Annotated in this window: 24 protein-coding genes; 17 read left to right on the top strand and 7 right to left on the bottom strand. The window is 64.5% G+C overall.

All coding sequences use genetic code 11. The features are described from left to right. The 4 genes from APY03_RS13065 to APY03_RS13050 form a co-directional block, all read left to right on the top strand. A partial coding sequence (locus tag APY03_RS13065) for a DUF6094 domain-containing protein (protein WP_068677464.1) occupies nt 1–865 on the top strand: 865 nt, incomplete at its 5' end. A 50-nt stretch (nt 866–915) separates the two neighbouring features. Next, complete coding sequence (locus APY03_RS13060; protein WP_068677462.1) at nt 916–1,236, top strand: methyltransferase; 321 nt, start codon at nt 916–918, stop codon at nt 1,234–1,236. 89 nt (nt 1,237–1,325) lie between these two features. Further along, on the top strand, nt 1,326–1,631 hold the full coding sequence (locus APY03_RS13055; RefSeq protein ID WP_068677460.1) for a hypothetical protein: 306 nt from the start codon (nt 1,326–1,328) through the stop codon (nt 1,629–1,631). A gap of 135 nt (nt 1,632–1,766) precedes the next feature. Continuing rightward, complete coding sequence (locus tag APY03_RS13050; RefSeq protein WP_068677458.1) at nt 1,767–4,046, top strand: helicase-related protein; 2,280 nt, start codon at nt 1,767–1,769, stop codon at nt 4,044–4,046. A gap of 239 nt (nt 4,047–4,285) precedes the next feature. On the opposite strand, the gene APY03_RS13045 is transcribed toward APY03_RS13050, so the two are convergent. Beyond that, complete coding sequence (locus APY03_RS13045; RefSeq protein WP_197913169.1) at nt 4,286–4,732, bottom strand: ester cyclase; 447 nt, start codon at nt 4,730–4,732, stop codon at nt 4,286–4,288. A 337-nt stretch (nt 4,733–5,069) separates the two neighbouring features. Here APY03_RS13045 and APY03_RS13040 point away from each other — a divergent pair, with 337 nt between their 5' ends. From APY03_RS13040 to APY03_RS13025, 4 genes are read left to right on the top strand one after another with little or no spacing between them, the layout of a single operon-like run. Next, entirely contained in the window at nt 5,070–6,275 is a 1,206-nt protein-coding gene (locus tag APY03_RS13040) for a nucleotidyltransferase domain-containing protein (RefSeq protein WP_068677456.1), read from the top strand. Further along, a complete protein-coding gene (locus tag APY03_RS13035; RefSeq protein WP_068677454.1) occupies nt 6,272–7,990 on the top strand; it encodes a ThiF family adenylyltransferase in 1,719 nt (572 codons plus the stop codon). The genes APY03_RS13040 and APY03_RS13035 overlap by 4 nt, the downstream gene beginning before the upstream one ends. Continuing rightward, nucleotides 7,980–8,468 (top strand): Mov34/MPN/PAD-1 family protein, encoded by a 489-nt coding sequence (locus tag APY03_RS13030; protein ID WP_068677452.1) that lies wholly within the window; start codon nt 7,980–7,982, stop codon nt 8,466–8,468. The genes APY03_RS13035 and APY03_RS13030 overlap by 11 nt, the downstream gene beginning before the upstream one ends. Then, complete coding sequence (locus APY03_RS13025) at nt 8,441–9,511, top strand: SAVED domain-containing protein (protein WP_068677450.1); 1,071 nt, start codon at nt 8,441–8,443, stop codon at nt 9,509–9,511. The genes APY03_RS13030 and APY03_RS13025 overlap by 28 nt, the downstream gene beginning before the upstream one ends. A gap of 69 nt (nt 9,512–9,580) precedes the next feature. Here the strand turns inward: APY03_RS13025 and ligD are convergent, their stop codons facing one another. Genes ligD through APY03_RS13010 form a run of 3 tightly spaced genes read right to left on the bottom strand, consistent with a single transcriptional unit; the run spans nt 9,581 to nt 13,305 of the window. Next, complete coding sequence (gene ligD / locus APY03_RS13020; protein WP_068677448.1) at nt 9,581–12,091, bottom strand: DNA ligase D; 2,511 nt, start codon at nt 12,089–12,091, stop codon at nt 9,581–9,583. Nucleotides 12,092–12,115: 24 nt separating this feature from the next. Beyond that, the gene (ku, locus tag APY03_RS13015; RefSeq protein WP_068677445.1) at nt 12,116–13,111 is read right to left on the bottom strand and encodes a non-homologous end joining protein Ku; all 996 of its coding nucleotides are present in this window, start codon (nt 13,109–13,111) and stop codon (nt 12,116–12,118) included. An 11-nt stretch (nt 13,112–13,122) separates the two neighbouring features. After that, nucleotides 13,123–13,305: a DUF3606 domain-containing protein gene (locus APY03_RS13010; RefSeq protein WP_068677443.1), complete on the bottom strand. Its 183-nt coding sequence runs from the start codon at nt 13,303–13,305 to the stop codon at nt 13,123–13,125. Nucleotides 13,306–13,604: 299 nt separating this feature from the next. Here APY03_RS13010 and imuA point away from each other — a divergent pair, with 299 nt between their 5' ends. The 4 genes from imuA to APY03_RS12990 are packed head-to-tail and all read left to right on the top strand — an operon-like array spanning nt 13,605 to nt 19,429. Next, a complete protein-coding gene (gene imuA, locus APY03_RS45325) occupies nt 13,605–14,435 on the top strand; it encodes a translesion DNA synthesis-associated protein ImuA (RefSeq protein WP_068677441.1) in 831 nt (276 codons plus the stop codon). Continuing rightward, entirely contained in the window at nt 14,374–15,699 is a 1,326-nt protein-coding gene (locus APY03_RS13000) for a Y-family DNA polymerase (RefSeq protein WP_068677439.1), read from the top strand. The genes imuA and APY03_RS13000 overlap by 62 nt, the downstream gene beginning before the upstream one ends. A 5-nt stretch (nt 15,700–15,704) precedes the next feature. Further along, nucleotides 15,705–18,830 carry an error-prone DNA polymerase gene (locus APY03_RS12995; RefSeq protein ID WP_219725314.1) on the top strand — a complete coding sequence of 1,042 codons (3,126 nt, stop codon included), beginning with the start codon at nt 15,705–15,707 and terminating at the stop codon, nt 18,828–18,830. Next, complete coding sequence (locus APY03_RS12990; RefSeq protein WP_068677435.1) at nt 18,827–19,429, top strand: alpha-ketoglutarate-dependent dioxygenase AlkB; 603 nt, start codon at nt 18,827–18,829, stop codon at nt 19,427–19,429. Before APY03_RS12995 ends, APY03_RS12990 begins: the two co-directional genes overlap by 4 nt. Nucleotides 19,430–19,479: 50 nt before the next feature. Here APY03_RS12990 and APY03_RS12985 read toward each other — a convergent pair whose 3' ends face one another. The 3 genes from APY03_RS12985 to APY03_RS12975 are packed head-to-tail and all read right to left on the bottom strand — an operon-like array spanning nt 19,480 to nt 23,123. Further along, nucleotides 19,480–20,556, bottom strand: coding sequence for a hypothetical protein (locus tag APY03_RS12985; protein ID WP_102845849.1), 1,077 nt, complete (start codon nt 20,554–20,556; stop codon nt 19,480–19,482). A gap of 38 nt (nt 20,557–20,594) precedes the next feature. Beyond that, nucleotides 20,595–21,191 carry a hypothetical protein gene (locus tag APY03_RS12980; protein WP_068677431.1) on the bottom strand — a complete coding sequence of 199 codons (597 nt, stop codon included), beginning with the start codon at nt 21,189–21,191 and terminating at the stop codon, nt 20,595–20,597. Nucleotides 21,192–21,218: 27 nt separating this feature from the next. Further along, the gene (locus tag APY03_RS12975; protein ID WP_068677429.1) at nt 21,219–23,123 is read right to left on the bottom strand and encodes an ATP-dependent nuclease; all 1,905 of its coding nucleotides are present in this window, start codon (nt 23,121–23,123) and stop codon (nt 21,219–21,221) included. A gap of 302 nt (nt 23,124–23,425) precedes the next feature. On the opposite strand from APY03_RS12975, the gene pilL2 reads away from it, so the two are divergent. The 5 genes from pilL2 to APY03_RS43680 all read left to right on the top strand — a co-directional run. Beyond that, nucleotides 23,426–24,004, top strand: a complete 579-nt coding sequence (gene pilL2 / locus APY03_RS12970) for a PFGI-1 class ICE element type IV pilus protein PilL2 (protein WP_068677427.1) — start codon at nt 23,426–23,428, stop codon at nt 24,002–24,004. Beyond that, entirely contained in the window at nt 24,001–24,645 is a 645-nt protein-coding gene (locus APY03_RS12965; RefSeq protein WP_068677425.1) for a hypothetical protein, read from the top strand. Before pilL2 ends, APY03_RS12965 begins: the two co-directional genes overlap by 4 nt. Nucleotides 24,646–24,659: 14 nt before the next feature. Continuing rightward, nucleotides 24,660–25,385 (top strand): TIGR03759 family integrating conjugative element protein, encoded by a 726-nt coding sequence (locus tag APY03_RS12960; protein WP_068677423.1) that lies wholly within the window; start codon nt 24,660–24,662, stop codon nt 25,383–25,385. Then, entirely contained in the window at nt 25,367–25,981 is a 615-nt protein-coding gene (locus tag APY03_RS12955) for a transglycosylase SLT domain-containing protein (protein ID WP_068677421.1), read from the top strand. The genes APY03_RS12960 and APY03_RS12955 overlap by 19 nt, the downstream gene beginning before the upstream one ends. Then, nucleotides 25,978–26,199, top strand: a 222-nt coding sequence (locus APY03_RS43680; protein ID WP_232324245.1) for an integrating conjugative element protein, incomplete at its 3' end; no start/stop codon positions are given. The genes APY03_RS12955 and APY03_RS43680, both read left to right, overlap by 4 nt.

The following is a 26,199-nucleotide window of genomic DNA, read 5'->3' as shown; positions in this document are numbered from 1 at the left end:
GGTCGACCACTGCCTGCACGCGGACCTGATGGACACGATGGTCTCCAAGCAGTCCTTCGGGCTGCTCTGGCTCAACCCGCCGTATGGCGACCTGTCCAAGGACGTCAACGGCAACATCGGCTATCAGGGCCAGGGCCGTGCCCGTCTGGAAAAGCTGTTCTACCAGCGCACGCTCTCGCTGCTGCAGTACGGCGGCGTGCTGGTCTTCATCGTCCCCGGCTACGTGCTCGACGCGGAGTTGGTCGGCTGGCTGACGCGCCACTACACGGACCTGCGGATCTACCGAGCGGTGGAGACGCAGTTCAAGCAGGTGGTGATCTTCGGACGCCGGGTGCGCCAGCGCGAGCAGGTGCCCGATGGCGTCAAGGCCGTGCGCAATCTGCTGCTGCAGGTGGGGCAAGGCAAAGTCGAAGCCGAGGAGCTGCCGAGCGAATGGCCGTTCCTGCCGTACATCGTCCCCGCCAGTCCGGCCGAGCCGGAGCATTTCTTCCGCGTGACGATGGAGCCCGAGCAGTTCGCCGACGAGGTTGGCCGGCTGCAAGGCCTCTGGCCGTCTATGGACACGCACCTGGGGGCCGCGCAGCAGTCGCTGCGTCCACCGGCGCGGGCCTTGTCCCACTGGCATCTCGCCCTGGCGCTTGCCGCGGGCGCGATCTCCGGCGTCGTGCGCTCCCAGGCGGGGCGCGTGCTCGTCCTCAAAGGTGACACCCACAAGGACAAGACGCTCCAGCGGGAATTCACCGAACGCGAAGACGGCTCGATCGCCGAGACCCGCGTCCTCACCGACAAGTTTGTTCCCGTCATCCGCGCATGGGACATGACGCCTGGCTCACCGAAACGGGGCGAGGTGTTGACCATCCGCTGATCCATCGGACGCTTCGCGTCCTGCCTTACTTCATCGAAGGAGAAAACACCATGCTCTCGAATCTGTTCAAGCGGCCGGCGCCGCATAAGCAACCGTTGTTCGCACCGAGTACGTTGAAGTTGAGCGAGAAGGTGCATTGGCTGGCCCGAAGAGGCCTGATCGACCCCTTGGCTTATGTCCAGCGCCATGTGCGCGGAGACTGGGGCGAGATCGATGAGGCCACGCGCCAAGCCAACGACGTGGCGATCCAACAGGACAACCTGATGATCTCGCAGTTCAGGATCACGCCGGACCTGGTGCTGATCGTCCAGACCAGCGAGGACCACCAGACCACGGTGGTCCAGCTTCCCGAAGAGCGGGACATGATCTGAGGTCCCACGTCGTCATCTTCATCCACCTGACGGAGCCACTTCACTCCGGCAGGGGTGTCGTGGCTCAATGACGCATCAAGGAGGAGCCCATGGCATCGCATCGCATCGAAACCTACTGCCAGCGGCTGGCGTCTCCCATCGGGGCGCTCGTCTTCAGCCGAGACATTGACCGCCTTGTCTGCGCGGGTCACCTGGACCCGATTCCGTACTTCAGGCGTCACACCCGTGGCGACTGGGGTGACGTCGATGTCCAGCAATGGCACGCCAACAGCGATGCACTTCAATCGGGTGCATCGCTGGAATCGCACTACGTGATCCATCCGGGGCTCGCCATTCGCATCGTCACCGATGCGCAGCGCAACGCCACCGTCATCGTGCTGCCGTCCGAAGACTGAGCACGGTTCACCTGCGGGCCGCCCAGGCCGGCACCTTCAACCACCGCCGGCCACGCGCCGATTTCCTTCCCACTGCGGGGCATGCCATTGCCCCGCTGGGGGTGGTGCATGCCCCATTTTCTTTGGAGCATCACCATGTCCCTCGATCTCGAAACCACCGCCGCTGAAGCTGCACCCGTCCAGGGCGAACTGCTCGACGCGGAATCTTCCCCTCTGACCCTGAGCCTTCAGGATTTCGTCGGCGAGTTCGGCGACGAACTGCTCGACGCCCTCAACAGCGCCAACCCGCCGGTCTATGCCGGCCAGCCGCAGGCGCATCGCCAACTCATCGTCGCCAGCCTCAAGCGCAAGCTGTTCCAGGCCCAGGCCGAAGTCGTCCATGCCGCCGCCGAGCTGCTGATCGACCGTGGCGAACGCGCCGCGATCGTCAATGGCGAAATGGGCTGCGGTAAGACGACCGTCGGCATTGCCACGGCCGCCGTGCTCAACGCCGAAGGCTACCGCCGCACCCTGGTCCTGTCGCCACCGCACCTGGTTTACAAGTGGCGGCGCGAGATCCAGGAGACGGTGGCCGGCGCCAAGGTCTGGGTGCTCAATGGGCCGGACACGCTGGTCAAGCTCATCAAGCTGCGCGAGCAGTTGGGTGTGCAGCCCACGGGCCAGGAGTTCTTCGTCCTGGGCCGCGTGCGGATGCGGATGGGCTTCCACTGGAAGCCGGTCTTCACCACGCGGCGCACCCGCCACGGCGACGTGGCGGCCTGCCCGGACTGCGGCACGGTCATCACCGACCTCGACGGCGAGCCGGTCAATCCGGTCGCGCTCGAAGCCGAGGAGTCCCGCAGGAAGTGCGGCCACTGCGCCGCGCCCCTGTGGACGCTGATCCGCCCGCGTAGCCTGTCCGGCAGCGACCAGTCCTCTGCCGTGCTCAAAGCCTTGAAGCGCATCCCGACCATCGGGGAAGTCACCGCGCAGAAGCTGATGCAGAAGTTCGGTGACGGCTTTCTGGCCTCGATGCTGGGCGACAACATCCATGAGTTCATCAACTTGATGGACGGCAACGGCGAGCTGGTGTTTTCCGACCGTCAGGCCACGCGCATGGAACGTGCGATGGCCAACATGGAGTTCGGCTTTGGCGAGGGCGGCTATCAACCCTCGGAATTCATCAAACGCTACCTACCGCAAGGCACGTTCGACCTGCTCATCGCTGATGAAGCGCATGAGTACAAGAACGGTGGCAGTGCCCAGGGCCAGGCCATGGGCGTGCTGGCGGCGAAGGCTCGCAAGACGTTGCTGCTGACCGGCACGCTGATGGGCGGCTACGGGGATGACCTGTTCTACCTGCTGTTCCGAGCCCTACCGGGGCGGATGATCGAAGACGGCTACCGCCCGACCACGAGCGGCAGCATGACGTCAGCCGCCATGGCGTTCATGAGGGACCACGGGGTCCTCAAGGACATCTACTCCGAGAGCACCGGCACGGCGCACAAGACCGCGAAGGGCACGAAAGTCAGTGTCAGAACGGTCAAGGCCCCGGGCTTCGGCCCCAAGGGCGTGTTGCGCTGCATCCTGCCGTTCACGATCTTCCTCAAGCTCAAGGACATCGGCGGCAATGTGCTTCCGCCGTATGACGAGGAGTTCCGTGAAGTCGCGATGGACACGGCGCAAGCCGCGGCCTACCGCGATCTGGCGGGTCGGCTGACCGCGGAGCTGAAACAGGCTCTGGCGCGACGCGATACGACCTTGCTGGGCGTGGTCCTCAACGTGCTGCTGGCCTGGCCGGATTGCTGCTTCCGGTCGGAAACCGTGGTGCATCCGCGCACGCGCAACACCTTGGCGTTCGTCCCGGCTCAGTTCAACGAGTTCGAGGTGACGCCGAAAGAGCGCGAGCTGATCGACATCTGCAAAGAGGAGAAGGCGCAGGGCCGCAAGGTCCTGGCCTACACGGTCTATACCGGCACGCGCGACACCACGTCGCGTCTGAAGGTGCTGCTGGAGCAGGAAGGCTTCAAGGTGGCGGTGCTGCGCGCGAGCGTGGACGCCAGTCGCCGCGAGGACTGGATTGCCGAGCAACTGGATCGTGGCATCGACGTGCTCATCACCAACCCCGAGTTGGTCAAGACGGGGCTGGACCTGTTGGAGTTCCCGACGATCGTGTTCATGCAGTCGGGCTACAACGTGTATTCGCTCCAGCAGGCGGCACGCCGCTCTTGGCGCATCGGGCAAAAACACCCCGTGCGCGTGATCTACCTCGGCTACGCCGGCTCCTCTCAGATGACCTGCCTGGAGCTGATGGCCAAGAAGATCATGGTCTCGCAGTCCACCTCGGGCGACGTGCCCGAATCTGGCCTGGATGTGCTCAACCAGGACGGTGATTCCGTCGAGGTCGCGCTGGCACGACAGTTGGTCGCCGCCTGATCCCCCACGCCAGCGCCGGCCTCGCGCCGCCCGCCCTCTCGCTCATTTCCATGTCGCCGTCATGTTCTCGTTCCCGAGGGCGTGACGGCGCATTTTTTCCATCCCATGACGACTTCCATGAACACCGACATCCCAGGCCAATACGGGCTCGGGATTGATCCAGTGGTATTCAATTTGCAGGCCCCGCTCTAGGTCTTATCTCTTGGGCGCTGCATCCACGAGGTGTGCACTCGTCTGGCTCAACCGGCCTTGACCTTTCTCGTCGTCCAGCTCTCCTGGTGCGTGTCAGGCCATGTCGACCCCGGCGGCATGAGACTTACCCAGGTCTCTGCAAGCTTTCCGTCCTCAATGCGATAGAGCTGAATACCCGCACGACTACAAGGCTGGCCGCTTTCTTTGTCCGTCCACTTGAAAGCGAAGCGGAACCAAGCGCGGTCTCCGCTGAAGGCGTATTCGTAGACCAAGACCCGGATGTTCGGACGCGCCGCTCGAATTTTCACGAGTTCGGCAGCGTAGTCCTCGCGGGAGACCACCCGATCGCCTTGTTCATCGTGGCGAGCGTACGTCCGACCGACGCATTGCGGCACCAGATCAAGACGCGCTTCGTGCTCTCCCATTTCTTGAAAAGCTCTTGCATCGATTGAACGGCCATCATTCTGCGATGATACTGTATGAAATACCAGCATTGACCACGAAAGCCTCCCACTGTCCCTCTGCAACGTCCGATGGAAGTAGCCGGCCGTTTCATTGCCACCGATAGCGACGCCGCGGCCTTCTCCGTAGCCCTGCCGATCGACTCTCTGGCGGCCCGTGTTTTGGCGCACTTTTTAGCCCCCCAATCCAGCTACCGGCATCGTCCACTAAGTTGTAAAATTTACTTACAACTTCCAGGCGCGATTTGCTGAAGGAGGCGAGCCTCGACCGATTGGTCGATCTCACCGTTGCGCTACTCAATGGTCTGGCCTTTGGCAGCGCATCACAAGTTTGATTCCAGAACAAGCAACCGAGGAAGGGCAAACAATCATGCCAACGAAAGCCGCTGAAGAATATCTTGCCGCACTGGCAGACGAACTCGCAATCAGCGAAACACGCTATGAACAGGCCAGTCGCAGCTACGCCTCACTCGGGGAGTGGCTGCACCGTCCAGAGTCCACCGTCCTTCGCTATAACCCGCAGGTCTACGTGCAGGGTTCTTTCCGTTTGGGAACCGCAATCCGCCCACTGAGCGACGATGAAGAATACGACGTGGACTCTGTCTGCGTCCTCGAATATCTCAGCACCAGCGATCTAACCCAGCAGCAACTGAAGACGCTCGTTGGCGAAGAGATCAAGGCGTACCGCCAGTCTCAGAATATGGTGAAGCCGGTGCGAGAGGGGCGTCGTTGCTGGGTGCTCTCTTACGCCGACGGAGCGCAATTTCATATGGACATCGTTCCCTCCGTGCCCAATGCGGCGCGGCAGCGCTTGCTGCTCGAAGCGCGTGGCCTAGACCTGAGGTGGTCCGAATCGGCAATTGTGATCACCGACATTCACTCGCCTGTCTACGAATACATGTCGGACGATTGGCCACGCTCAAACCCAAAGGGATACGCGGAGTGGTTCAAACTGCGGATGGGAGCCCTCTTCGAGCAGCGCCGACGCCAGCTCGCCGAGTCCATCAGGGCCAGCGTCGAAGACATCCCCGTGTATCGAGTTCGCACCCCGCTCCAGTCGGCCATCATGATTCTGAAGCGGCACCGCGATGGCATGTTTTTAGGCCGGTACGACGAGCGTCCGATTTCGATCATCATCACCACCCTCGCCGCCCATGCCTACAGCGGCGAGGAGAAGATCGCAGATGCGCTGTACTCGATCTTGGCGCGCATGGACCAGTTCATCGAGTGGGATGGCCGTCAGCACATCATCCGCAATCCGTCGGACCCGCTTGAGAACTTCGCCGACAAGTGGCCCTTTCATCCCGAGCGGCAGGAAGCGTTCTTCCAATGGCTTGCCCAGGCCCGTTATGACTTTGGCGAGCTTGCGGGCCACGTCGAGCGCCGACGGCTCATTGAGAGCGTTCAACCTCGTATTGGAGCCGCCGCAGACCGGGCGGCCGCTCGACTTGGGCCACCACCCACCAGCATGCTCAATCCGGCTGTCGCTGCGGCCGCAGCCGGCACGGCAGCGTCAAGCGCACTCGCGTTTCCGAACACTCGGCGTGAGCCGACATCGCCGAAGGGCTTCGCATGATTTGGTGGGCAGAGCAGCCCAATCGTGCGCTAGCGGAGCGCCAGGCGGTCGCCAACCTCGCAGAGCGCGCTCCATGGCTTGTGAACATTGTGTGGCGTTTTGCGGCGAACTTTCAGATCGCCGCCGACTTTGACATCGAGGTCGGTGGACAGACCATCCCGCTCACACTGGTTTATCCAGAGTTTTTCCCCGACGCGACGCCGTCCATTCTTCCGCGAGATGGTGTTCGCTTATCGGGTCATCAGTACGGCGACGCCGGGGAACTGTGCCTTGAGCATCGTCCCGACAACTGGACCCCCGACGTAACAGGCGCGATGATGATGGAGAGCGCCTATCGGCTGCTTTCGTCGGAGCAGCAAACGGGCATAGCGGCCCCTTCCGAACACCGGACGCTTCCGGCCCAGCGATCACGGCGTGCCATTCTGCGATTCCTCTATTCACAGAGGGTCTGGGCCGGCCTGTCTAGGGTTGAGATTGGCCAAACCGCCGAAGCAGAAATTCAGGAGCACGACTATGGGGGCTTCTTCGCTGCGCAGCTTTCGTACATTGGTGCTGCGGACGCGCCTATTTGGACGGAAGAACGCAAGCGTGGGCACGGCGCCCGCACGCTTCGAACCCTGGTCGTTCGTCTCCCTGGAGGTGCATCAAAGAGATGTGAGACCCTAGGCGAACTGATTTCATTGCTAGATGCAAGCGGATTCGGGCAGATCGCTTCGGCATTGTCCTCCGAGGCTGACTCCGTGGTGGTGATCATCTTTGACGGCCTCAACTTGCAGGTGCCGATCGTACTAGGCCAAGGCGAATCTCGGACGCTGCTGAACTACGACCCAGTGCTCACCGAACTCGACGCCGAGCGCCTCGATCCCCGATACGTACGCCTTAGAAAGAGCAAGGTGGCAGTTGTTGGCTGTGGCTCAGTCGGATCAAAGGTTGCCGTCCATCTCGCTAGGTCAGGCGTCGGCAGCTTTGTGCTGGTGGACGGTGACGTGCTTGCACCAGGCAATCTCGTTCGCAACGAACTCGACTGGCGTGCTGTCGGCATTCACAAGGCCCCAGCGCTTGCCGTGCGGCTGAAGGAAGTCAGCGCCAATTGCGCCGTAGTAAAGCGAACAACCGTGATGGGCGGGCAGGAAAGCGGGGGGACGCTGTCCGCAGCGATGCACGATATCAGCGAGTGTGACCTGATCATCGACGCGACCGCCGACGCAACGACATTCAACCTATGCGCGGCGATCGCGCGCCGCTCAAAGAAGCCGATGTGCTGGGCGCAAGTCTTCGGCGGAGGCGCCGGCGGCATCGTTGTCCGTCTGCGGCCGGAGATCGATCCCACCCCTCTGACTGCGCGACAGCGCATCGAAGGCTGGTATGCCCACCACGGAGTGCAGTGGCCCGACGATGGTTCCTCCCAGCCTTATGCGGAAACGACCGGCGTTGGGACGCCGCTTATCGCTGACGATGCGGATGTATCCGTGATCGCAGCGCATCTATCGCGCTTTGCCATAGATCTTATTGCCCGTCCGGAGGCAACGATCTTCCCCTATTCAGCCTATGTGATCGGTCTGTCCGAACGGTGGCTGTTTACCGCGCCTTTCGATGTGCATCCAGTCGATCTCGGTGAAAGCGATGCATGGGGTGCCGAGCCTGAGGCCGGCGCCGGCGACGCGCTTAAACAGTTGCTCGCTGACCTGTTCCCAGGAAAGACTGATGCAGGTTGAGATCGCTGACGACGTTCTAAATAAACTGCGCCGCGGCCTCAGGTGTGCTGGCCGACGTGAGATTGGTGGCGTCATCATGGCCGAGCAGGTCAAGCCGGGCCACTTCCGCATCGTTGATCTCTCGATCGACAAAGCGACCGGAGGTCGCGCCCATTTCGTTCGCAGCCCGGAAGCGCATAGGGAGGCGCTCGACGCCTTCTTTGAGCGCACTGGGAACGAGTACAGCCGCTTCAACTATCTTGGCGAATGGCACTCGCATCCCGGATTTCCGGTAGTGCCGAGCATCCAGGATATATCGTCTATGGCCGAACTCGTGCGGGGCGAGCGCGGCATCGACTTTGCGATTCTCCTGATTGTCAGACTGCACTGGTGGCGAAAGATTACCGCTTCGTGCACGCTGTTCCGCCGTGATTCCAGCCCTTCAGCCGTCGAGATTCTGGAGATTCGAACTTGCTTAAATACTTCTTTCGTTCGCTGATAGATTGGGTCTTCAGACGTCGATCCGTTGGGCTCACGCTTGTAAGGATTGGCGTGCCGCTGCTCGGTATCGTTCTCTTCGGGCTTACGGTCGGTGTGTCCATCCCGACCGCCAACGGGCCATTCGTTTTCAGTTGGGACTCTTCAGGCAGCTCGGCCGAACTGAGCTGGGGTGTATTCGGTGTTGTCACGCTCATCATCTTGCTTGGCGTGGCCCTCATCATCCGCGACATCCGCCGAGAGGACAGGGAGAAAGTCATTGTGATTGAGGCACGCGGGCTGCGAGATTGGCAGGGGGAAGCCTTGGAAAGAGCAGTACCTACCTCGGTACGGGGACGCCGGGAGCAGGTCATGATTGATGTCCGGCAGGGCTTGGTTGACGGCCAAATCGTCAGTCCTGAGACTGCAATCCGTCGGCTTTCCAGCCTGCCCGAGGACATCGCGAGGCGTTGCGACGGACTTGATCGCGCAGACCTCTCGTTTGTGGTTGGCGGGCTTGCACCTGTGCCGTTGCTTTTTCTTCTTGGTGTAATCGTCGACGATGAGTCCCAAACACTCATCATGGACTGGGACCGCCAGCGGCGCATTTGGCGCCCGCTTGACGAAGAGGATGACGGCAAGCGGTTCGCTGTCGCCGGCCTCGACGCCCTCACGCCGGGGACGACGCGTGTCGCGCTCTGCGTGTCCGCATCCTACGACGTACTTGAAGCGGACGTTCGCCTCGTCGAGCCGACTGCGCCCATCATCAGGTTGGTTTTGGACAGCCGTAGCACGGCATCCCACTGGTCTGAGCAAAAGCAGCAACAGCTTGCGCAGCAGTTCCTTGACATCGTGATGTCAATCGCGCGCCAAGGCGTGACCGACATCGCTCTGTTCCTAGCTGCGCCAGCGAGCATATCGCTCCGACTCGGCACCGTGTACGACAAGCGCAATCTTCCCCGTCTCGAGTTGAATCAATTCGAACAGGCTGATCCGAAGAAGTACCCGTGGGCTGTGCGGATGCCGGTCGCTGGAGTAACCCAGGCCCAACTCATTCAGCGCTAGCCGCTGAATGCGTGAAGAAACTTACGTTGCCCTGGTAACGTTGCAGCAATTCCGAGGCGTGCGTGTTCATCAGGAGTTGCCGGCATATCCGAGGCGCCTCATCGCCGCCGAGATCGACACCGCAGCCTTGTCATAGCCGTCCCAAGGCGCATTGCCCTGGCGCAGCCGATCATCTACCGTCCGGATGTTCCAGTGCGCCCCGCTCGTGAGCTTGCCCAGTTCCGCCCATGCCACCGGCACCGAGATGCCCATGCCGGGCCGTGAGCGTGCCGACCAAGCGCTGACCGTCGTGGCACCCCAGCCGTTGCGCAGGTAGTCCACGAAAACCTTGCCCACGCGGTTCTTGGGTCCGCTCTTGGCCACGAAGCGCTGCGGAATCGTGCGGGCCAGGTGCTGGACCACGGCCTGCGAGAAACCCTTGACCGTATCCCAGTCGTGCAGCCGCTTGATCGGCACCACGACGTGCAGCCCCTTGCCGCCGCTGGTCTTCAAGAAGGTAGGCAGGCTCAGCTCTTTGAGCAGCACCTGCACCAGCTGCGCCGCCTCCTGTACCTGCTCCCAGGACACGCCCTCGCCGGGATCCAGATCGAAGGTCATGCGGTCGGGCCGGTCGATGCGATCCTTCTTGGCGTTCCACGTGTGGAACTCAACGACGTTCATCTGCGCGGCCGACAGCAGGCCTTCACGGCGCGCCACCTCCAGCATGGCGGGATGGCCCATGTACAGCGCCGGGTCCAACTGCTCGACGCCGTCCATCTGCCCCTTGTCGAGGTGCTTCTGGAAGAACAGCTCGCCCTTGACGCCCTCGGGTGCCCGAACGAGCGCGACCGGACGGCCCTTCAGATACTCCATCATCAGCGGTGCCACCTTGGCGTAGTAGCGCACCAGCTCGATCTTGGTGATCCCTGTGGAAGCATCGATGACGCGCTGGGCGTTGGAGACGCGCAGCGAGGACGGCAGTGCAGCGCCCTGCCCTTCGGCCGCCGGCCCGTCGGCTGCGGCCAGGTGCTTCGGCTTCTCCCGGATGATGGCCTTGGCCGGCTTGTCGCCCCGAAGGCCATGGAACACGGAATGGCGGATGCGGTTCTCTTTGGTCCATTCCGCGAAGGCCACCTCCGCCAGCAGCTTCGGCTGCACCCAGTGGGCCTTCTTGGCGATCGAGCGCGGATTCGCGAACGGGCTCTTGTCGGTCACCAATGCGCCCAGCTTCTCGCGCAGTTCTGTCAAGGTGCGCTCATTGAAGCCGGTGCCGACGTTGCCCGCGTACTGCAGCGATCCATCCTCCGCATGCACCCCCAGCAGCAGCGAACCGATGCCGGTGCGCGAGCCCTGGGGGTCGGTGAAACCACCGATCACGAACTCCTGCCGATGGCTGCACTTGAGCTTGATCCAGTCCGCATTGCGCCTCGACGCATAGGGTGCGGACTTGCGCTTGCCGATCACGCCCTCGAACCCGAGCTTGCAGGCGGACGCCACCAGGTCGCCGGGCTTGGCCTCGAAGGCCTCGCTGAAGCGCACGCGGTCCGTGGGCGACTGCTCCGCGACCGCGCGCAGCAATTCCCGTCGCTCCACGACCGGCAGGTGCCGCAGGTCGCGACCGTCCGCATACGGCATGTCGAACACGTAGTACACGAGGTCCTTCGTGAAACTGCCGTCGAAGGCGTTCTGCAGCGCCTGGAAGTCCGGGATGCCCTGCGCGTCGAGCATGAGCACTTCCCCGTCCAGCCACCCCGATGTCAGCGGCAACTGCTTCACCGCCTTGGCGAGATGGGGCATCTTGGCCGTCCAGTCGTTGCCGTTGCGCGTGACCAGCCGTACGGCGCCGCGGTCAATGCGCGCCACCAGCCGGTAGCCGTCGAATTTCAACTCCCACAGCCAGTCCGACACGTCCGCTGGCGGCCCATCGACAAGAGTGGCCAGCTGCGGCGCGAGCGTGCCGGGCAACGGCGCCTTGGCCGCCTTGCCCAGGTCGCGCGCCGTGCTCGCCAGGGATGCCCTAGCCACCTGCGACCCCTTCGGGACAGCCACCGGCGGCAGCGTGGTCACGCTGTCCGGCATCTCGTCGACCACGCTGAACTCCGAGGCGGGCCGCACGAACTCGTCGTGCTCCTTGATCAGGAGCCAGGGCGGCTGCTTCTCGTCGCCGCGCCCGTGCATGCGCACCAGCGTCCAGTGGCCCCGCAGCTTGTGGCCATGAAGCTCGAACTTGAGCTTGCCCTTGCGGTAGCCTTCGGCCGGGTTGCCGATGGGCACCCAGTAGCCCCGGTCCCAGACGATGACCTTGCCGGAGCCGTACTGGCCGGGCGGGATTTGGCCCTCGAAGGTGTTGTACGAGATGGGGTGGTCCTCGACCTGCACGGCCATGCGCTTGTCGGCAGGGTCAAAGCTCGGGCCCTTGGGCACGGCCCAGCTCTTCATCGTGCCGTCCAGCTCCAGGCGCAGGTCGTAGTGCAGTCGGCTGGCCCAGTGCTTCTGGATCACGAACTGCAGGGCGTCGGTGCCCGGCGTCCCGCCTTCGGCCGGCTCGGGGGTGACGGCGAAGTTGCGCTTCTTCTTGTAGAGGGCGAGCGCATCGGCCATGCCTGGACTCGCCTTGCCGATCCGTCAGGCCGCCCGGCGGCCGGTCTTCTTCGCCGCTGGCGTTTTCTTGGCAGCCGGCGCCTTGCGCGCCGGAGCCTTCTTGGCCGCGGCGGTCTTGGCCGGTGCGCGCTTGGCCGATGGCAAGGACGTCACCGATGCCGACGTGCCGCCGGAGGAAGACGCCGGCGGCTTCTTGCCGCCACCGGCCAAACTGCGCTTGAGCAGCGAAGTCAGGTCCAGCACCTCGGCGCCTGCCGGTGCACCGGCTTCGCGCTCGACCTTGACCACGTCAGCGATGTCGCCGGCCTCGGCCTTGGTCTCGATCAGCTTGTTGATCTCGTCGGCGAAGGAGTTGCGGAAGTTGTCCGCATCCCACTTCTGCGTCATGTCCTCGATCAGCTGCATCGCCATCGTCATCTCGGCCTCCTTGATGCCGGCGGCCTTGGCGTCCAGAGGCGGAAGGTTGAGCTGTTCGAAGGAACGGATCTCGCCGCCCCAGCGCAGCAGGTTCAGGATCAGGGCGCGGCCGCACGGGATCAGAACGGCCAAGTGCTGCTTGGTCTGGATCACCACCTTCGCGACGCCGACCTTGTTGCTCTTGCGCAGCGCCTCGCGCAGCAGCGCGTAGACCTTCTCGCCGCGCTTCAGGGGTGCCGTGTAGTACGGGCGCTCCAGGTAAACGAAGGGAATCTCGTCGGCGTCGAGGAAGGCCTCGATCTCGATGGTCTGGGTGGTCTTCGGGAAGGCGGCGGCGATCTCTTCGGGCGACAGGATGACGTACCGGCCGTCCTCGTATTCCACGCCCTTGACGATGTCGGCGGTCGCGATCTCCTTGCCGGTGACCTTGTTGACGCGCTTGTAGCCCACCGGCTCCATCGAGCGCTTGTCGAGCCAGTCGAAGTCGATGCCCGAACTCACGGTGGCGGAGTACAGACCGACCGGGATGTGAACGAGGCCGAATGAGATCGCCCCCTTCCACATCGTGCGGGTGGAGGTCGGGGCCATGCCCTCGTCCGCCATGGCCGGCTCCGCTATTTCTTGCCGGACTTCAGGTGCTCGCGCACCTTGTCGGCCGAATTGCCGACCGCGGCCACCGCACGGCGCAGTTCCTCTTCGGTAACGCCGAGGCTCTGGGTCCAGTCGCGAACCTCGTAGGGCTCATTCAGGTTGATCAGCTTGCGGTCATGGCCGGTCTTGGTCTTGTCGTCGCTCATGTGCGCCTCCTTGTGGAGGCACAACAGTAGCCCCGGCTCACCGTCCGGTCCTGTAGGACAGTAGAGCCGCAGGCCGAACGCCGATGGCGACGGTGTCAAGCGCATGGCCCCATGAACCCTGAAGCCAGCGCTGTTACAAAAAATTTGTCAGGCCCATGGGACGCGCCCCGCCCCGCGCGCCACGTGGCTTTGATGCTATTGAATTACAAATTGGGCCAGAAAACAGCCGCTGGGCGGACAGCGCGGTGTGGTTGGCATCCATATACTGATGTTTTATCCAGTATTGGTTTGCTCCCACGATGTCCGCCCTTCCCTGGCCCGAAGGCTTCCCGCCTTCGCTGGATTTATCTTCGTCCCAGGCGCCCTTGTCCACCGGCCTCTTGTCCAGCGCGATGGAGGGCATGTGGCGCGGCGACGAACTGGGCCGCGCGGACATGCCGACCGTCGGGACTGGCTTCGCGGCGCTGGATGCCGCGCTGCCCGGCCAGGGCTGGCCCACGCATGCCCTGACGGAAATCCTGCTGCCGCAGGCCGGGATGTGCGAATGGCGCCTCACCGCGCCGGGTCTGGCGCCGTTGGTGGCTGTCGGCGGGCAACTCCTGATGGTGGCGCCGCCCAAGCGTCCGCACGCCGCGGGCCTGGCGCAGTGGGGCATCGACGCCGACCACCTGGTCTGGATCGGCGCCGCCACGCCCGCCGAGCGCCTGTGGGCCACCGAACAGTTGGTGAAGTCCAACCCCAAGGGCGCGGTCCTGGCCTGGCTGCCGCAGGCACGGCCCGAGCAGATCCGCCGCCTGCAGGTGCATGCGCAGTCCTGCAGTGCGCCAGTGTTCCTGTTCCGCCCTGTGACGATGCAGCGCGAGGCCTCGGCCGCCCCGCTGCGCCTGTCGGTCGCGCTCGGCCGGGACTGGCACCTGCAGGTGCACATCCTCAAGCGCCGGGGACCGCCGCATGACGGTGTGCTCCTGCTGCGTTCGATCGCGGCGCCGATCGCCGCGGTGCTGCCGCCCCGGCTGAGCCGGCCCGAGCAGCCGATCGCGATCCTTTCGACCTCCGAGGAGGCCACCGATGCTCGGGTACTGGGCCGCGCTGCGGCCGCCCGCCTGCACCGGCACCCTGCCGGCCATTGAGCTGCAGGCGCTGGCAGTCTGGGCGCTGCAGTTCTCGCCGCGGGTGACCACCTGCGAGGAAGCCGTGCTGCTGGAGGTGATGGCGAGTGCGCGGCTGTTCGGCGGCCTGGAGGCGCTGCGCCAGCGCGTGGAATCCGAGGCGGCGGCGCTGGGCGTCGAATTCGTCGCCTGGGCGCCGAGCGGCGCCGCTGCGCTGGCCCTGGCGCGCGCAGGCGAAGAAACGGGTGTACTCGACGGCTTCGCGCAGCCCATCGCCACGCTGCTGGACCGCCTGCCCTTGAGCACCATCACGGCGGCCGCACGCCACGAACCCACGCTGGCGCGCCTCGGCTGCCGCAGCCTGGGCGACGTGCGCAAGCTGCCCCGTGGCGGCCTGAGCCGCCGCTTCGACAAAGAACTGCTGCTCGCGCTCGATCAGGCCTATGGGCTGCGCCCCGAGGCCTACGAATGGACCACGTTGCCCGAGACGTTCCATGTGCGGCTCGAACTCATGTCCCGCGTGGAAACCGCACCGGCCCTGATGTTCGCGGCCCACCGCCTGCTGCTGCAGATGGGCGGCTGGCTCGCCGCACGCCACGCCGGCGTCACGGCCTTCACCCTGCGCTGGCAGCATGACGCCATGCGCTCCCGGGATGCCGGCGAAGGCGGCGAACTCACCGTGCGCACCGCCGCGGCCACGCGCGACACCGTCCACCTGTCACGCCTGCTCGGCGAGCACCTGGCCAAGGTGACGCTGGCCGCGCCCGCGGGCGACCTCGAACTGCTGGCGGCCGAGATCGCGCCGCTCACCGAGGAAAGCCGCTCCCTGCTGCCCGAGACCATTCGCACCGGCGAAGCGACGGAGCACGTGCTGGAGCGCATCCAGGCCCGGCTGGGCAAGGAGCGCGTGCTACGCCCGCTGCTGGCCGACGACCACCGGCTGGAGTGGATGCAGTGCTGGCAGTCCGTGGATGCTGCCAGGCCGCGCAAGCGTGCCAACGGCGCCGACCTGCCCTTGCCCACTTGGGTGCTGGACGAGCCGCTGCGCCTCGCCGTGCGGCACGATCGGCCGATCTACCAGGGGCCGCTGCAACTGCTGCTCGGTCCCGACCGGATCGAGGGCGGCTGGTGGCATCGCACGCGGACCCAGGACGGCCCCGGTACGCACCACGTGCAGCGCGACTATTGGATCGCGCAGAGCGCGCACGCCGGGCTGCTGTGGATCTTCCAGCAGCGCCTCGCGGCCGACGAGACTGCGTGGTTCCTGCACGGGCATTTCGCATGAGCGGCATGGACAGCAAGACCACGGCCGCCCTGCCCGACTATGTCGAGCTGCGCGCGCTGTCGAATTTCTCCTTCCTCAAGGGAGCCAGCCACCCCGAGGAACTGGTCGAGCGCGCCAAGGAACTTGGCTACCGCGCCCTGGCGCTCACGGACGAATGCTCGCTCGCTGGCATCGTGCGCGCGCACGTGGCGGCCAAGGAGCACGGACTGCCGCTGCTGGTGGGCTCGCAGTTCGTGGTGCAAGCCGAGCACGGCGATGACGCACCTTTCACACTGGTGCTGCTGGCCTGCAATCTCCACGGCTACGGCAACCTCTGCACCTTCATCACCGCGCTGCGCCGCGCGTCCGAGAAAGGCACTTACCACCTGACGCGGCAGGCCCTGGAGCGCGCCGACCTTGCGGACTGCGTGGCGCTGGTGTCGCCGCAGCGCGCCAGCAGCGATGCGCAGCTTGAAGCGCTGGGGCGCTGGACGCTGCGGCATTTCCTGGGCCGCTGCTGGATCGGCGTCGAGCTGCTGCGCCGGATCGACGACGAGCGCTGGCTGCACCGCATGCGCACGCTGTCGGCCCTGACGGCCATGCCGCTGGCGGCTCTGGGCGACGTGCACATGCACGTGCGCAGCCGCAAGCCCTTGCAGGACATGCTGACCGCGACCCGCCTGGGCAAGCCGCTGACCGAGTGCGGGCGCGAGCTGCAACGCAGCGCCGAACACCATCTGCGCAGCCGCCTGCGGCTCGCGCAGACCTACCCGCAGGACCTGCTGGACCAGACCCTGGCCGTCGCGGCACGGTGCGCCTTCAGCCTGGACGAACTGCGCTACCAATACCCCGATGAGGTGGTGCCTGATGGCGAGACCCCGGCGTCGTACCTGCGGCGCGCGACCTATGAAGGCGCGGGCCGGCGCTGGCCGCAGGGGCTGTCCGCCAAGGTGCAGCAGCAGATCGAATACGAGCTGGAGCTGATCTGCGAACTGCGATACGAGCACTACTTCCTCACGGTCTACGACATCGTGGTGTTCGCGCGCTCGCGCCGCATCCTTTGCCAGGGGCGCGGCTCGGCCGCGAACAGCGTGGTCTGCTACTGCCTCGGCGTCACCGAGGTCGATCCGGACCGCATGAGCGTCCTGTTCGAGCGCTTCATCTCGAAGGAGCGCAACGAACCGCCGGACATCGACATCGACTTCGAGCACGAACGCCGCGAGGAAGTCATCCAGTACCTCTATGAGAAGTACGGCCGCGACCGCGCGGCTCTGGCCGCCACGGTGGTCACCTACCGCCCGCGCTCGGCGATCCGGGACGTGGGCAAGGCATTGGGCTTCGCGCCCGAGACCTGCGATGCAATCGCGTCGAACCACCAGTGGTGGGACGGCCGCGAGGTGTCGGCCGAACGGCTGGCCGAGCTGGGCCTGACGCCCGATGACCTGGCCGTGCAGCACCTGCTCCAGCTCACCGGGCAATTGATCGGCTTCCCGCGCCACCTGTCGCAGCACACGGGTGGCTTCGTGCTCACGCGCAGCCTGCTCTCGCGCATGGTGCCGGTGGAGAACGCCTCCATGCCCGACCGCACGGTGATCGAGTGGGACAAGGACGATCTCGATGCGGTGGGCCTGCTCAAGGTCGATGTGCTGGCCCTGGGCATGCTCACGGCGATCCGCAAGGCGCTCGACTGCATCAGCCTGCGCCGCGGCCACGTCTTCGAGATGCAGGACATCCCACCGGAGGACAGCAAGACCTACGACATGCTCGGCGAGGCCGACACCGTGGGCGTTTTCCAGGTCGAGAGCCGGGCGCAGATGTCGATGCTGCCCCGGCTGCGGCCGCGGTGCTTCTACGACATCGTGGTGGAGGTCGCCATCGTGCGCCCCGGTCCCATCCAGGGCGGCATGGTCCATCCGTACCTCAATCGCCGGCAGGGCAAGGAGCCCGTGACCTACCCCAGCGAAGCGCTCAAGGAAGCGCTGGGGCGCACACTGGGCGTGCCGGTGTTTCAGGAACAGGTCATGCAGATCAGCATCCTGGCCGCAGGCTTCACGCCGGGCGAGGCCGACGGCCTGCGCCGCGCGATGGCCGCCTGGCGCCGCAAGGGCGGAATCGAGCGCTACTACGCCCGCATCGTCGATGGCATGACGCAGCGCGGCTACGAGAAGGCGTTCGCGGAGTCCATCTTCGAGCAGATCAAGGGGTTTTCGGAATACGGCTTCCCGGAAAGCCATGCCGCCTCCTTCGCCCTGTTGGTCTATGCGTCGTCCTGGATCAAGCGCCACGAGCCGGCCGCCTTCCTCGTGGCGCTGCTGAACTCGCAGCCGATGGGCTTCTACAGCCCGAGCCAGCTTGTCCAGGATGCCAGGCGCCATGGCGTCGAGGTACGGCCGGTGGACGTGCTCCACAGCGCGGTGGACTGCACGCTGGAGGATCTTCCGGATACGCCGGCAGTCCGCCTCGGCCTGCGCATGGTCGCGGGACTCAAGGCAGCCAGCGCCGAGCGGATTGCCGCCGAGCGGCAGGCCGCGCCCTTCGACAGCGCCGAAGAACTCGCGCGCCGCGCCGGCCTGGAGCAGCACGAGATGAAGCTGCTGGCCGCCGCCGATGCGCTGACCAGCCTGTCGGGCCATCGCCGCCAGCAGGTCTGGGACGCCGCCGCCCTGCATGCGCCGCCGCGCCTGCTGCGCGGGGCGCCCGTGGACGAGGACACGCTGGAGTTGCCCGAGGCGCCCGAGGGCGAGGAGATCGTCTGGGACTACGCGGCCACGGGCCTGACGCTGCGCCGGCACCCGCTGTCGCTGCTGCGCCCGAAGCTCACGGCCAAACGCCTGCTGTCTTCGCAGGAACTGCGCCGCGCGCCCAACGGGCGCGAGGTGCGCACCTGCGGCATCGTGACGCTGCGCCAGCAGCCGGACACGGCCAACGGCACCATCTTCGTCAGCCTGGAAGACGAGCACGGCGCCGTGCAGGTCATCGTCTGGCGGCACGTGCGCGAGGCGCAGCGCCAGGTGCTCCTGAACGCTCGCCTGCTGGCCGTCAAGGGCAAATGGCAGCGCGAAGGCATGGTGTGCAACCTCATTGCAAGCAGGCTGGTGGACCTCACGCCCTGGCTGGGGCGCCTCGCCACCGAAAGCCGGGATTTCCGATGAACGCGACGCAAGGCAGCCTGTTCGATGCCGGGCCGGTCGAGGCCTCGATCCCGGGCCTGGTCTACCAGCCCGGGTTCCTGTCGGCGGACGAAGAGCGGGACTTGCTGGACATCATTGCCAGCCTGCCGCTGCAGGCCGCGCGGTACAAGGAATACCTCGCGCGCCGGCGCGTGGTGAGTTTCGGCGGCTCTTTCGACTATGACGCGAATCGGCTCCTTCCGGCAGCGGCGCTCGATGCACGCCTGAAACCCTTGCAGTCGCGCGTCGCAGCTTGGCTCGGCGTGGCCCCGGAAGCGCTGGTGCATGCCCTGGTGTCCGAATACGCCCCCGGCACCCCGCTCGGCTGGCATCGCGACGTGCCGGACTTCGAGCGCATCGTCGGCGTGTCGCTCGGCGGCAGCGCGACGCTGCGGTTCAGGCCCTATCCCTACGAGCCCAGCCTGCAGCGCCAGGTCGTGCGGCTGGAGGTCGCGCCGCGGTCGATCTATCGCATGGAGGACGAGGCGCGCTGGGGCTGGCAGCACAGCGTGGAGGCGCCCCAGGAACTGCGCTGGTCGATCACCCTCAGAACAAAGGTTCAGCCGCGCTCGCGGCCTTGAATGGCGTCAAGCCACTTGCATGCAAGCTGCCGTGGGCACTTGAAGTGAAACTACTCGTCCGCCTCATCATCCTGCGCGGAGACAAGCCCAACAGCGTTGTAGTACATATCGACAGTAGCTCGAAGCTCATCCCGCCCGGCGCGCCACGCCTTCGTCAGACGGTCTTCGTCTGCTTCCAGCCCAAGCTCGCGCCGAAGGCATGCTAGGACGCGCACATGTTGAAATCCGATACTGTCAAGCTTTGGCCGCAGCATCAGGTCATATTCCATTCGTGCACGCGCCGCTCGCTCAAAGAACTGCTGCGCCCTTTCGTATGCTTGTGCTCCCTTTGTTACAAGCCGGCCGTGCTCTGCGACAAGGGATTCGCGAGCCTGCACCGAGCCATCGTTGACGCCCACTTCCTCGATACGTTCGAAGATGGCTTGAGCTTGAGCGAAGAATTGGCCTCGCGCCGTCTCCAATGCCTCGCCTTCCTTCTGAAGGTTGTAGGCGTATTTGGCCTTTGCTAAGGAGACCAACGCGGCCTTGCCGAAAAGAGTATTGAGCTTCTGCACTTCAGCGGCGGTCTCGTGATCCGCAGCAACATAGAGTTTTGCAGAAAGCGCCGCGAAAGGTAGAAAACCATCGACAGGGTTGACGCTGGCTTGGTCGACACGAAAGAGTGTCGCCAGATGGATGTTTGCTCGCGACATTTCCGCAGCGGCTTCCAGATACATTTCGCGGCGCATCTCTGCTTGCCGCGCCAGTTCAGCCTCTTGCGCTTGATGGTCTAGCTGCATCGCTAGACGATCCGCGTCATGCAGCAATTGCAGAGCTTGCTTCTCCGCATCCGCCGCGAGCTGCTCCCTCGCCCTTCGATTGTGGCTCGCGTTGGTGAGGGTCACGCCCAGCAATGTGAGAGGGCCAACAATCAGCGCAGCCCAGAATGGACCCGGCACCGTGCTGACAAGGAGCCAGTCCACAGTGTTTCGACAAGCTAGAACTGTCAGTGCGCTCGCGCACAGCGCCGAAGCTATGCCGATGCTCCAGGCTCCAGAACTAGTGAGTTGCCGAGCCGGCTCTCCGGCGTGTCTTTGCTCTTCCAGCCGCCGCTCTAACCTCGACACATCATCATTGCTGTTGCTCATACTCTTTTCGCTTTGGGCACTAAGGCACACCGAAGAGGTTAGCGCCTTTTCTCACGAACGCCATTGGCCAAGGCCTGTCCAAGCTGCACTGCTCGGGCATCGTTAAAGTCGCCGCGGCTCGCAAAATGGGAAGACTCAAGGACGAGCGCATCCGGCTTTCGCGTGCGCATGTACGCCACTGCTTCTTTGCCATGGGCAAGAATTGCCTGCGGGCGGATCCGCTCCAAGAGAAACTCTAGAACGCCCGTGTCCCTATGGTGATGGGTTAGGTCGACCGCGCTCGCACTCGGGGTGGGATAAAGGTTGGTTTCCAAGCAGCGGACCGGCGATGCGCCTCGCAGCACCAATTCTGTTCTCTTGCGGGTCGTGCTCACCGGTTGTCGGCGCGTGCGACCCGGCTTCAGTGGCTTAGCCGACCGCACACGGCGATACTCATCGAACCATGCCGCCTTGTCGAACCCAAAGTTGCTCTGCCAATGACGCCAGAAGTCACCCTCCATGTCAGTGGCAGCATTGAATCCGACGATGAAAGCCGTGCAGGTCAACGGCGATCCGTCGCAAACGAATGGGCGTAACAAACTTGGCCGCCCAATCAAACGCTCAAGATCTCGTGCGAACTGTTCAAGATCTGTCATCAGTTCTACTTCCTGCTGCGTCTGAAGCTAGGCGAATGTCACAACCTTCTCGCACAAGCCATCCAGCGCGTGCGGGCGAATGCCGGCCTGCCAAAGATGCGCTAGCCGCGCAGCTATGTGCAACGTGTTCTTGTTCAGATCAGCGGCCATCCCGCATTGAGCGCTCGCATAGTCGGATGCCTTGCTCCAAGCTTCCTGTCCGACCTCTGCTTTGACCGCGGCACCCATATCATGTGGCCAAATCACATGGAACTCAGCCCACACCGTCTCGGGGGGAAATGGCACATCGTCATCACCACCCGAGACACGAAGCAAGGCGGTGTTGTCGCTTCTGTGCACACCTTCATTGTTCTTATCAGCATCTGCATCGAAAACCAGCAGAGTAGGAATGCCCAAGCCCTTGGCGATGATCAATGTATAGAGAAGCGCATGCTTTCCGTTGGCAGGCACAATATGAACGCCGCGCCGGCGAAACTCGTCCCAGCGGTCCGTGATAACCAGCCAAGCGTGGATGTATGCCATGTCTTCAAGGCCCTCCACCAGGACCAGTCGCTGAGCAAAGAACATCTCGTTCAACGTCGGCTGTAAAACTTGATGGACCTTGGCCAGCACCCCATCCGGCTTCATGGGCGCATGCCCCTTAGCATGAGCGAACACTTCTGAAAACTGCTCATAGCCGTAGCTGCAGACCACCGAGTGTGGAGCATCAATCGCACGCCTGACCACGCGCACATCTTCAAATGCCTCTCCTGAGACAAAATGCGGACTATGCGTCGTAACAATGATTTGGGCGTTTTGTTCGCTCAGTCGATGCAGGACGTTGGAGAGGTGCCGGGCTTGAGGAGGGTGCTGGTACAGTTCAGGCTCCTCGCACCCAAGAATGAGCGTGGGGCCCGCATCACCTGACTCGGCGAGTTCTTGCAGCAGGGCCAGGAGAAATGAACGCTGTAGGCCATGGCCAAAACGGGACAACTGCCCTTCGAACTCACCCTCTTTCGCAAGTACGGACGCCAAGGGCTCTTCGATCTGTACTGACTTCTTCGGATCCTCGCGCCACTCCACGCGCAATGCTGCTTGCGGATGAGCCCATTCGGCCAAACGGGCTGCAAGCGAATTGGAGATGTCATCCAGCGCCCCTTGGTTCTCCTGTAGCAGCTTCTTGTACTCGTCCTGGGCACTACTAGTAATCTGCCTGATGCGATCCGAGAAGTTCACCTTGCCTCGGACCGCTCGCGTCAGCAGCCTTCCTAGCGCGCTATTCTTCAGTTCAGTCTGTTCTTCCGTGGCGTCCTTGACGGCTGGCACGTAGACCCATTGGACATATTTCGCCAGCCGGTTCGCGCCTTTGCTGATTCCATAGAACTGATCTTCACTGGGGATCAACACGCATTGATCTGGTCGAGCCGCCTCGTACTCGCGCAATGCGGCCGCCATTGCATCTTTCGTTAGCGCTGCAGGCAGGTCGGGATGATCCGCCCGAAGTCCCATATAAATGGCCTTAAGTTCCGCTGCAGATTGACCATCAGAGGCGGCCTTGAAGTAGGGAGCAAGCGCAGGCATCGCCAAGCGCTGGCCATATTGCTTGACAACAGCGTTCCCAGTTCTCTCGTCGTATTTCGCCACTGCCGATACGACCAAAGCTCCATGCCGGTAGTAGTCTGCGAAGTCGGCTTTGGCCTCGTCACTCAGATCAGTGAACTCCACCACGATCTCAATCGGGTCCGCGACGTTGCGCCCATGAAAATCTTCGGCTTGCAGTGCGGTTAGATCAACGACCGCGTTCTGCGTTTCGCGGAAGAAGATATTCAGCGCACACAGAACAGTGGACTTGCCTGCGCCGTTTGCCCCTACCAAGCGGCTGTAGCGACTGAATTCCACTTTCTGATCAACGAAAGAACGAAGGTTCTTGATGCGTACAGACTTGATCCTCATTTCGCCTCCAGACTGAACTTGTCGCCTTCAAACGCAGGCTGACTCCCAGCTGCTAAGAGTTGGCTGAGCATCGAATGTAACTCAAAGTAACTCAGGGGGGTTTGAAGCCCGAGCCTCTCTGGACATATGTAGTGGGGCCGTGGCCATGCACACGAGACGGGCACATCCGTCAATCGGCATGGGAGTTCCCCGGTGCTCTCGAATCTCGCGAGGAATGTGGGCAACCCCGAATTCGCATTCTTAGCTGACCCCACGGCAGCGCGCAGCCAAGGTATCGGCATCGCAACAGATGAGCCGATGCCATGCCCGCAATCCATGTGTCCCTGCGTCTGGTCGGTATTGGCGTCCTGGCCGCAGTCCTGGCCAGCGGCTGCGCGACGAGCACGGAGCCGCTTGCACCCGACGCCATCGAGGAAGTCTCGGCCGCACCCGAACCCGAAACACTCGAATTCATTCCCGTCGCGCGCTACGGCCGATACACCTTCGTGGAACTGACGCCGACGGCGGCGCAGCGCGACCTGCTGCTGCAGACCATCGACGTGTCCATGCCCGAGGATGCTCGCGCCACAGTCGGCGACGGGCTGCGGCACGTGCTCAAGCGCAGCGGCTACCAGCTCTGCGAGACCGCGCATGCCCTGATCGAGCTGTACGCGCTGCCGTTGCCTGCGGCGCACCTGCATCTGGGCCCCATGACCCTGCGCGATGCGCTGCTTACCCTGGCGGGTCCAGCCTGGGAGCTGCATGCGGACGACCGCGTGCGGCAGATTTGCTTCGAGCGACCCGGTGACAGCGCGGCCGCCGAACGCGCACCCGAGCCGCCCGCCGCCGAGGCGGCGCAGGCGTTTCCCCTGATGCCTTCCATTTCGGGAGGCCAGCCATGAATACCGCACCGTCTGCGCAGCGCTCGACCGCGGCCGTCGTGGTGCAGAGCCTGCTCTGGCTCTGGCTGATCGGCCTCAGTGTCGTCGTGGCCCTCGGCTACCAGGCCATGAACGACGAGGCCGACCAGAGTCGCCTCGATTCCCGCCTGCAACGCCTCGAAGCGCAGGCAGCGGGCCTGGCCGAGACCATCGAGGCCATCCAGCAGCGTCCGGCCGCCGCAACGGCGGCGGACCTCAAAGACGCCCGCCAGATCCTGGAAGCACGCGCGGCCCAGATCGAGGAAGCGCTGAGCAGCTACGTCGCTGCCGACGACCTTCAGGCGCTGCGCACGGAGGTCGAGCAGATCAAGGCGCGCCAGACCGCCGCGCGTGCCGCTGCGCCGGCCCAGCCGCGCGCGCCGCGCAAGCCCGCCGCCGCCAAGCCCGAGCCGGCGCCGCTGCCGTTCCGCCTCGTCGGCGTCGAACTGCGCGCCGGCCAGCGCAGCGTGTCCGTCGCGCCGAGCGCCAGGGATTTTTCGCCCGACCAGCTTCAGGTGCTGCTGCCCGGTGATGCGGTGGGTCCGTGGCGCCTGCAGGCGATCGAGGGCAACGCCGCGGTGTTCCAGGCCGGCGACCAGACCCGTCGCATGGCGATTCCCTGACCGGAGCACACCGCATGAAGCCATCGATCATCCTTTCCGCGCTCCTGCTGGCGTCTGCCCAGTGGTCCGCCTGGGCGCAGCAACCGGCCACGGCGCCCGCCCGCAACGCGCAGAGCCAGGAGCGCCTGACCGTTGCCCGGTCCCTGGACGATCGGGTGGCGAGCGAATGGGGCCTGCAACCGCAGGAGTGGACGCGCTATCGCGAATTGATGGACGGGCCGCTCGGCATCCATTCGCCCAACCTGGACCCGCTGTCCGCCCTGGGCATCGAGGCGCGCACCGACGAGGAACGGCACCGCTACGCAGAGCTGCAGGTGCAGGTCGAAGCGCGCCGGGTGGAGAAGCTGCTCGCCTACCAGAGGGCCTACGACGAGGCCTGGCAGCGCCTGAACCCCGGCATGCAGCGGGTGAACCTGCCGGATGACAAGCCGGTCGCAGGAGCCACGCGCGGCTCCGGCCGCACGGCAGTGTTCGTCAAGGACGGCTGCGTGGCCTGCGGCCAGCTCGTGCAGCGCCTGCAATCCTCGGGTGCCGAGTTCGACCTGTACATGGTCGGCAGCCGCCAGGACGACGCGCGCATCCGCGACTGGGCCAAGCGCGCGCAGATCGACCCGGCGCGCGTGCGCAGCGGCAGCATCACGCTCAACCACGACGGTGGGCGCTGGTTGACCTTGGGGGTGCCCGGCGATTTGCCAGCCGTCGTGCGCGAGGTGAACGGCCAATGGCAGCGCCAGCCCTGACCACCTCGCGAGCCATGCCGGGTCCATGGGCGCTGCTTGCGCTGTTGCTCGCAGCCGTCCTGCACGCCGGCACGGCCGGCGCCCAGGAGGTTCCGCCACCGGCTTACCAGCTCGCCGCACAGCGCGCCGGCATTCCCTCGACGGTGCTCTACGCCGTGGCCCTGCAGGAGAGTGGCATCCGGCGCAACGGGCGCATCGTCCCGTGGCCGTGGTCCCTCAACGTCGCCGGCCAGTCGCGCCGCTTCGCCACCCGCGCCGACGCCTGCGCGGGTTTGCAGCAGGCGATGCGCGCCACGCCGCACACGCGCATCGACGCCGGCCTGGGCCAGACCAACCTTGGCTACCACCAGCACCGCTACGACAGCGCGTGCGACTTGCTCGATCCCTACCGCAACCTCGCCATCGCCGCCGAGATCCTCAAGGAGCAGCACACCCCTGGCGAGGACTGGTTGCAGGCGATCGGCCGCTACCACCGTCCTGCGGGTGGCGAACCCGCCGCCCGCTATCGGCGCAGCGTGTCGCGCCACCTCGCGCGCGTGCAGGGTGCGCGCCCAAACGCCGCGGTGTTCGCCGCGCGCCAGGAGACCTCCCCATGACGAAACCCCATCTGGCCCACCTCACGTTGACGGGCCTGCTCGTGCTGCTGACGAGTCTGTCACTGGCCTCGCATGCCGGCGAGCCGCTGATCGTGGTCGAGGACCGTGGCGGCACGTCGGCGCTGCCGTACTACGAAGCCCTCAACCTTCAGCCGCGCGCCAATGCCCCGGCCCGGCCGCCCATCCCGACGCCCAAACTTCCCGCCACACCAGCGGAT

The sequence above is a fragment of the Variovorax sp. WDL1 genome (assembly GCF_001541225.1).
In the GTDB taxonomy this organism is placed as follows: domain Bacteria; phylum Pseudomonadota; class Gammaproteobacteria; order Burkholderiales; family Burkholderiaceae_C; genus Variovorax.
The sequence above is the reverse complement of the archived record's forward strand: the minus strand, read 5'-3'. Positions and strand labels throughout refer to the sequence as shown.

Coding starts and splice junctions, on each gene's coding strand:
- ku (WP_068677445.1), bottom strand. CDS start 13,111: ATGGCGGACGAGGGCATGGCCCCGACCTCCACCCGCACGATGTGGAAG.
- APY03_RS13060 (WP_068677462.1), top strand. CDS start 916: ATGCTCTCGAATCTGTTCAAGCGGCCGGCGCCGCATAAGCAACCGTTG.
- APY03_RS12985 (WP_102845849.1), bottom strand. CDS start 20,556: ATGAGCAACAGCAATGATGATGTGTCGAGGTTAGAGCGGCGGCTGGAA.
- pilL2 (WP_068677427.1), top strand. CDS start 23,426: ATGCCCGCAATCCATGTGTCCCTGCGTCTGGTCGGTATTGGCGTCCTG.
- APY03_RS12960 (WP_068677423.1), top strand. CDS start 24,660: ATGAAGCCATCGATCATCCTTTCCGCGCTCCTGCTGGCGTCTGCCCAG.
- APY03_RS12990 (WP_068677435.1), top strand. CDS start 18,827: ATGAACGCGACGCAAGGCAGCCTGTTCGATGCCGGGCCGGTCGAGGCC.
- APY03_RS13010 (WP_068677443.1), bottom strand. CDS start 13,305: ATGAGCGACGACAAGACCAAGACCGGCCATGACCGCAAGCTGATCAAC.
- APY03_RS13040 (WP_068677456.1), top strand. CDS start 5,070: ATGCCAACGAAAGCCGCTGAAGAATATCTTGCCGCACTGGCAGACGAA.
- APY03_RS12955 (WP_068677421.1), top strand. CDS start 25,367: ATGGCAGCGCCAGCCCTGACCACCTCGCGAGCCATGCCGGGTCCATGG.
- APY03_RS13045 (WP_197913169.1), bottom strand. CDS start 4,732: ATGCTGGTATTTCATACAGTATCATCGCAGAATGATGGCCGTTCAATC.
- APY03_RS12980 (WP_068677431.1), bottom strand. CDS start 21,191: ATGACAGATCTTGAACAGTTCGCACGAGATCTTGAGCGTTTGATTGGG.
- imuA (WP_068677441.1), top strand. CDS start 13,605: ATGTCCGCCCTTCCCTGGCCCGAAGGCTTCCCGCCTTCGCTGGATTTA.
- APY03_RS12995 (WP_219725314.1), top strand. CDS start 15,705: ATGGACAGCAAGACCACGGCCGCCCTGCCCGACTATGTCGAGCTGCGC.
- APY03_RS12965 (WP_068677425.1), top strand. CDS start 24,001: ATGAATACCGCACCGTCTGCGCAGCGCTCGACCGCGGCCGTCGTGGTG.
- APY03_RS13055 (WP_068677460.1), top strand. CDS start 1,326: ATGGCATCGCATCGCATCGAAACCTACTGCCAGCGGCTGGCGTCTCCC.
- APY03_RS12975 (WP_068677429.1), bottom strand. CDS start 23,123: ATGAGGATCAAGTCTGTACGCATCAAGAACCTTCGTTCTTTCGTTGAT.
- APY03_RS13050 (WP_068677458.1), top strand. CDS start 1,767: ATGTCCCTCGATCTCGAAACCACCGCCGCTGAAGCTGCACCCGTCCAG.
- ligD (WP_068677448.1), bottom strand. CDS start 12,091: ATGGCCGATGCGCTCGCCCTCTACAAGAAGAAGCGCAACTTCGCCGTC.
- APY03_RS13000 (WP_068677439.1), top strand. CDS start 14,374: ATGCTCGGGTACTGGGCCGCGCTGCGGCCGCCCGCCTGCACCGGCACC.
- APY03_RS13035 (WP_068677454.1), top strand. CDS start 6,272: ATGATTTGGTGGGCAGAGCAGCCCAATCGTGCGCTAGCGGAGCGCCAG.
- APY03_RS13030 (WP_068677452.1), top strand. CDS start 7,980: ATGCAGGTTGAGATCGCTGACGACGTTCTAAATAAACTGCGCCGCGGC.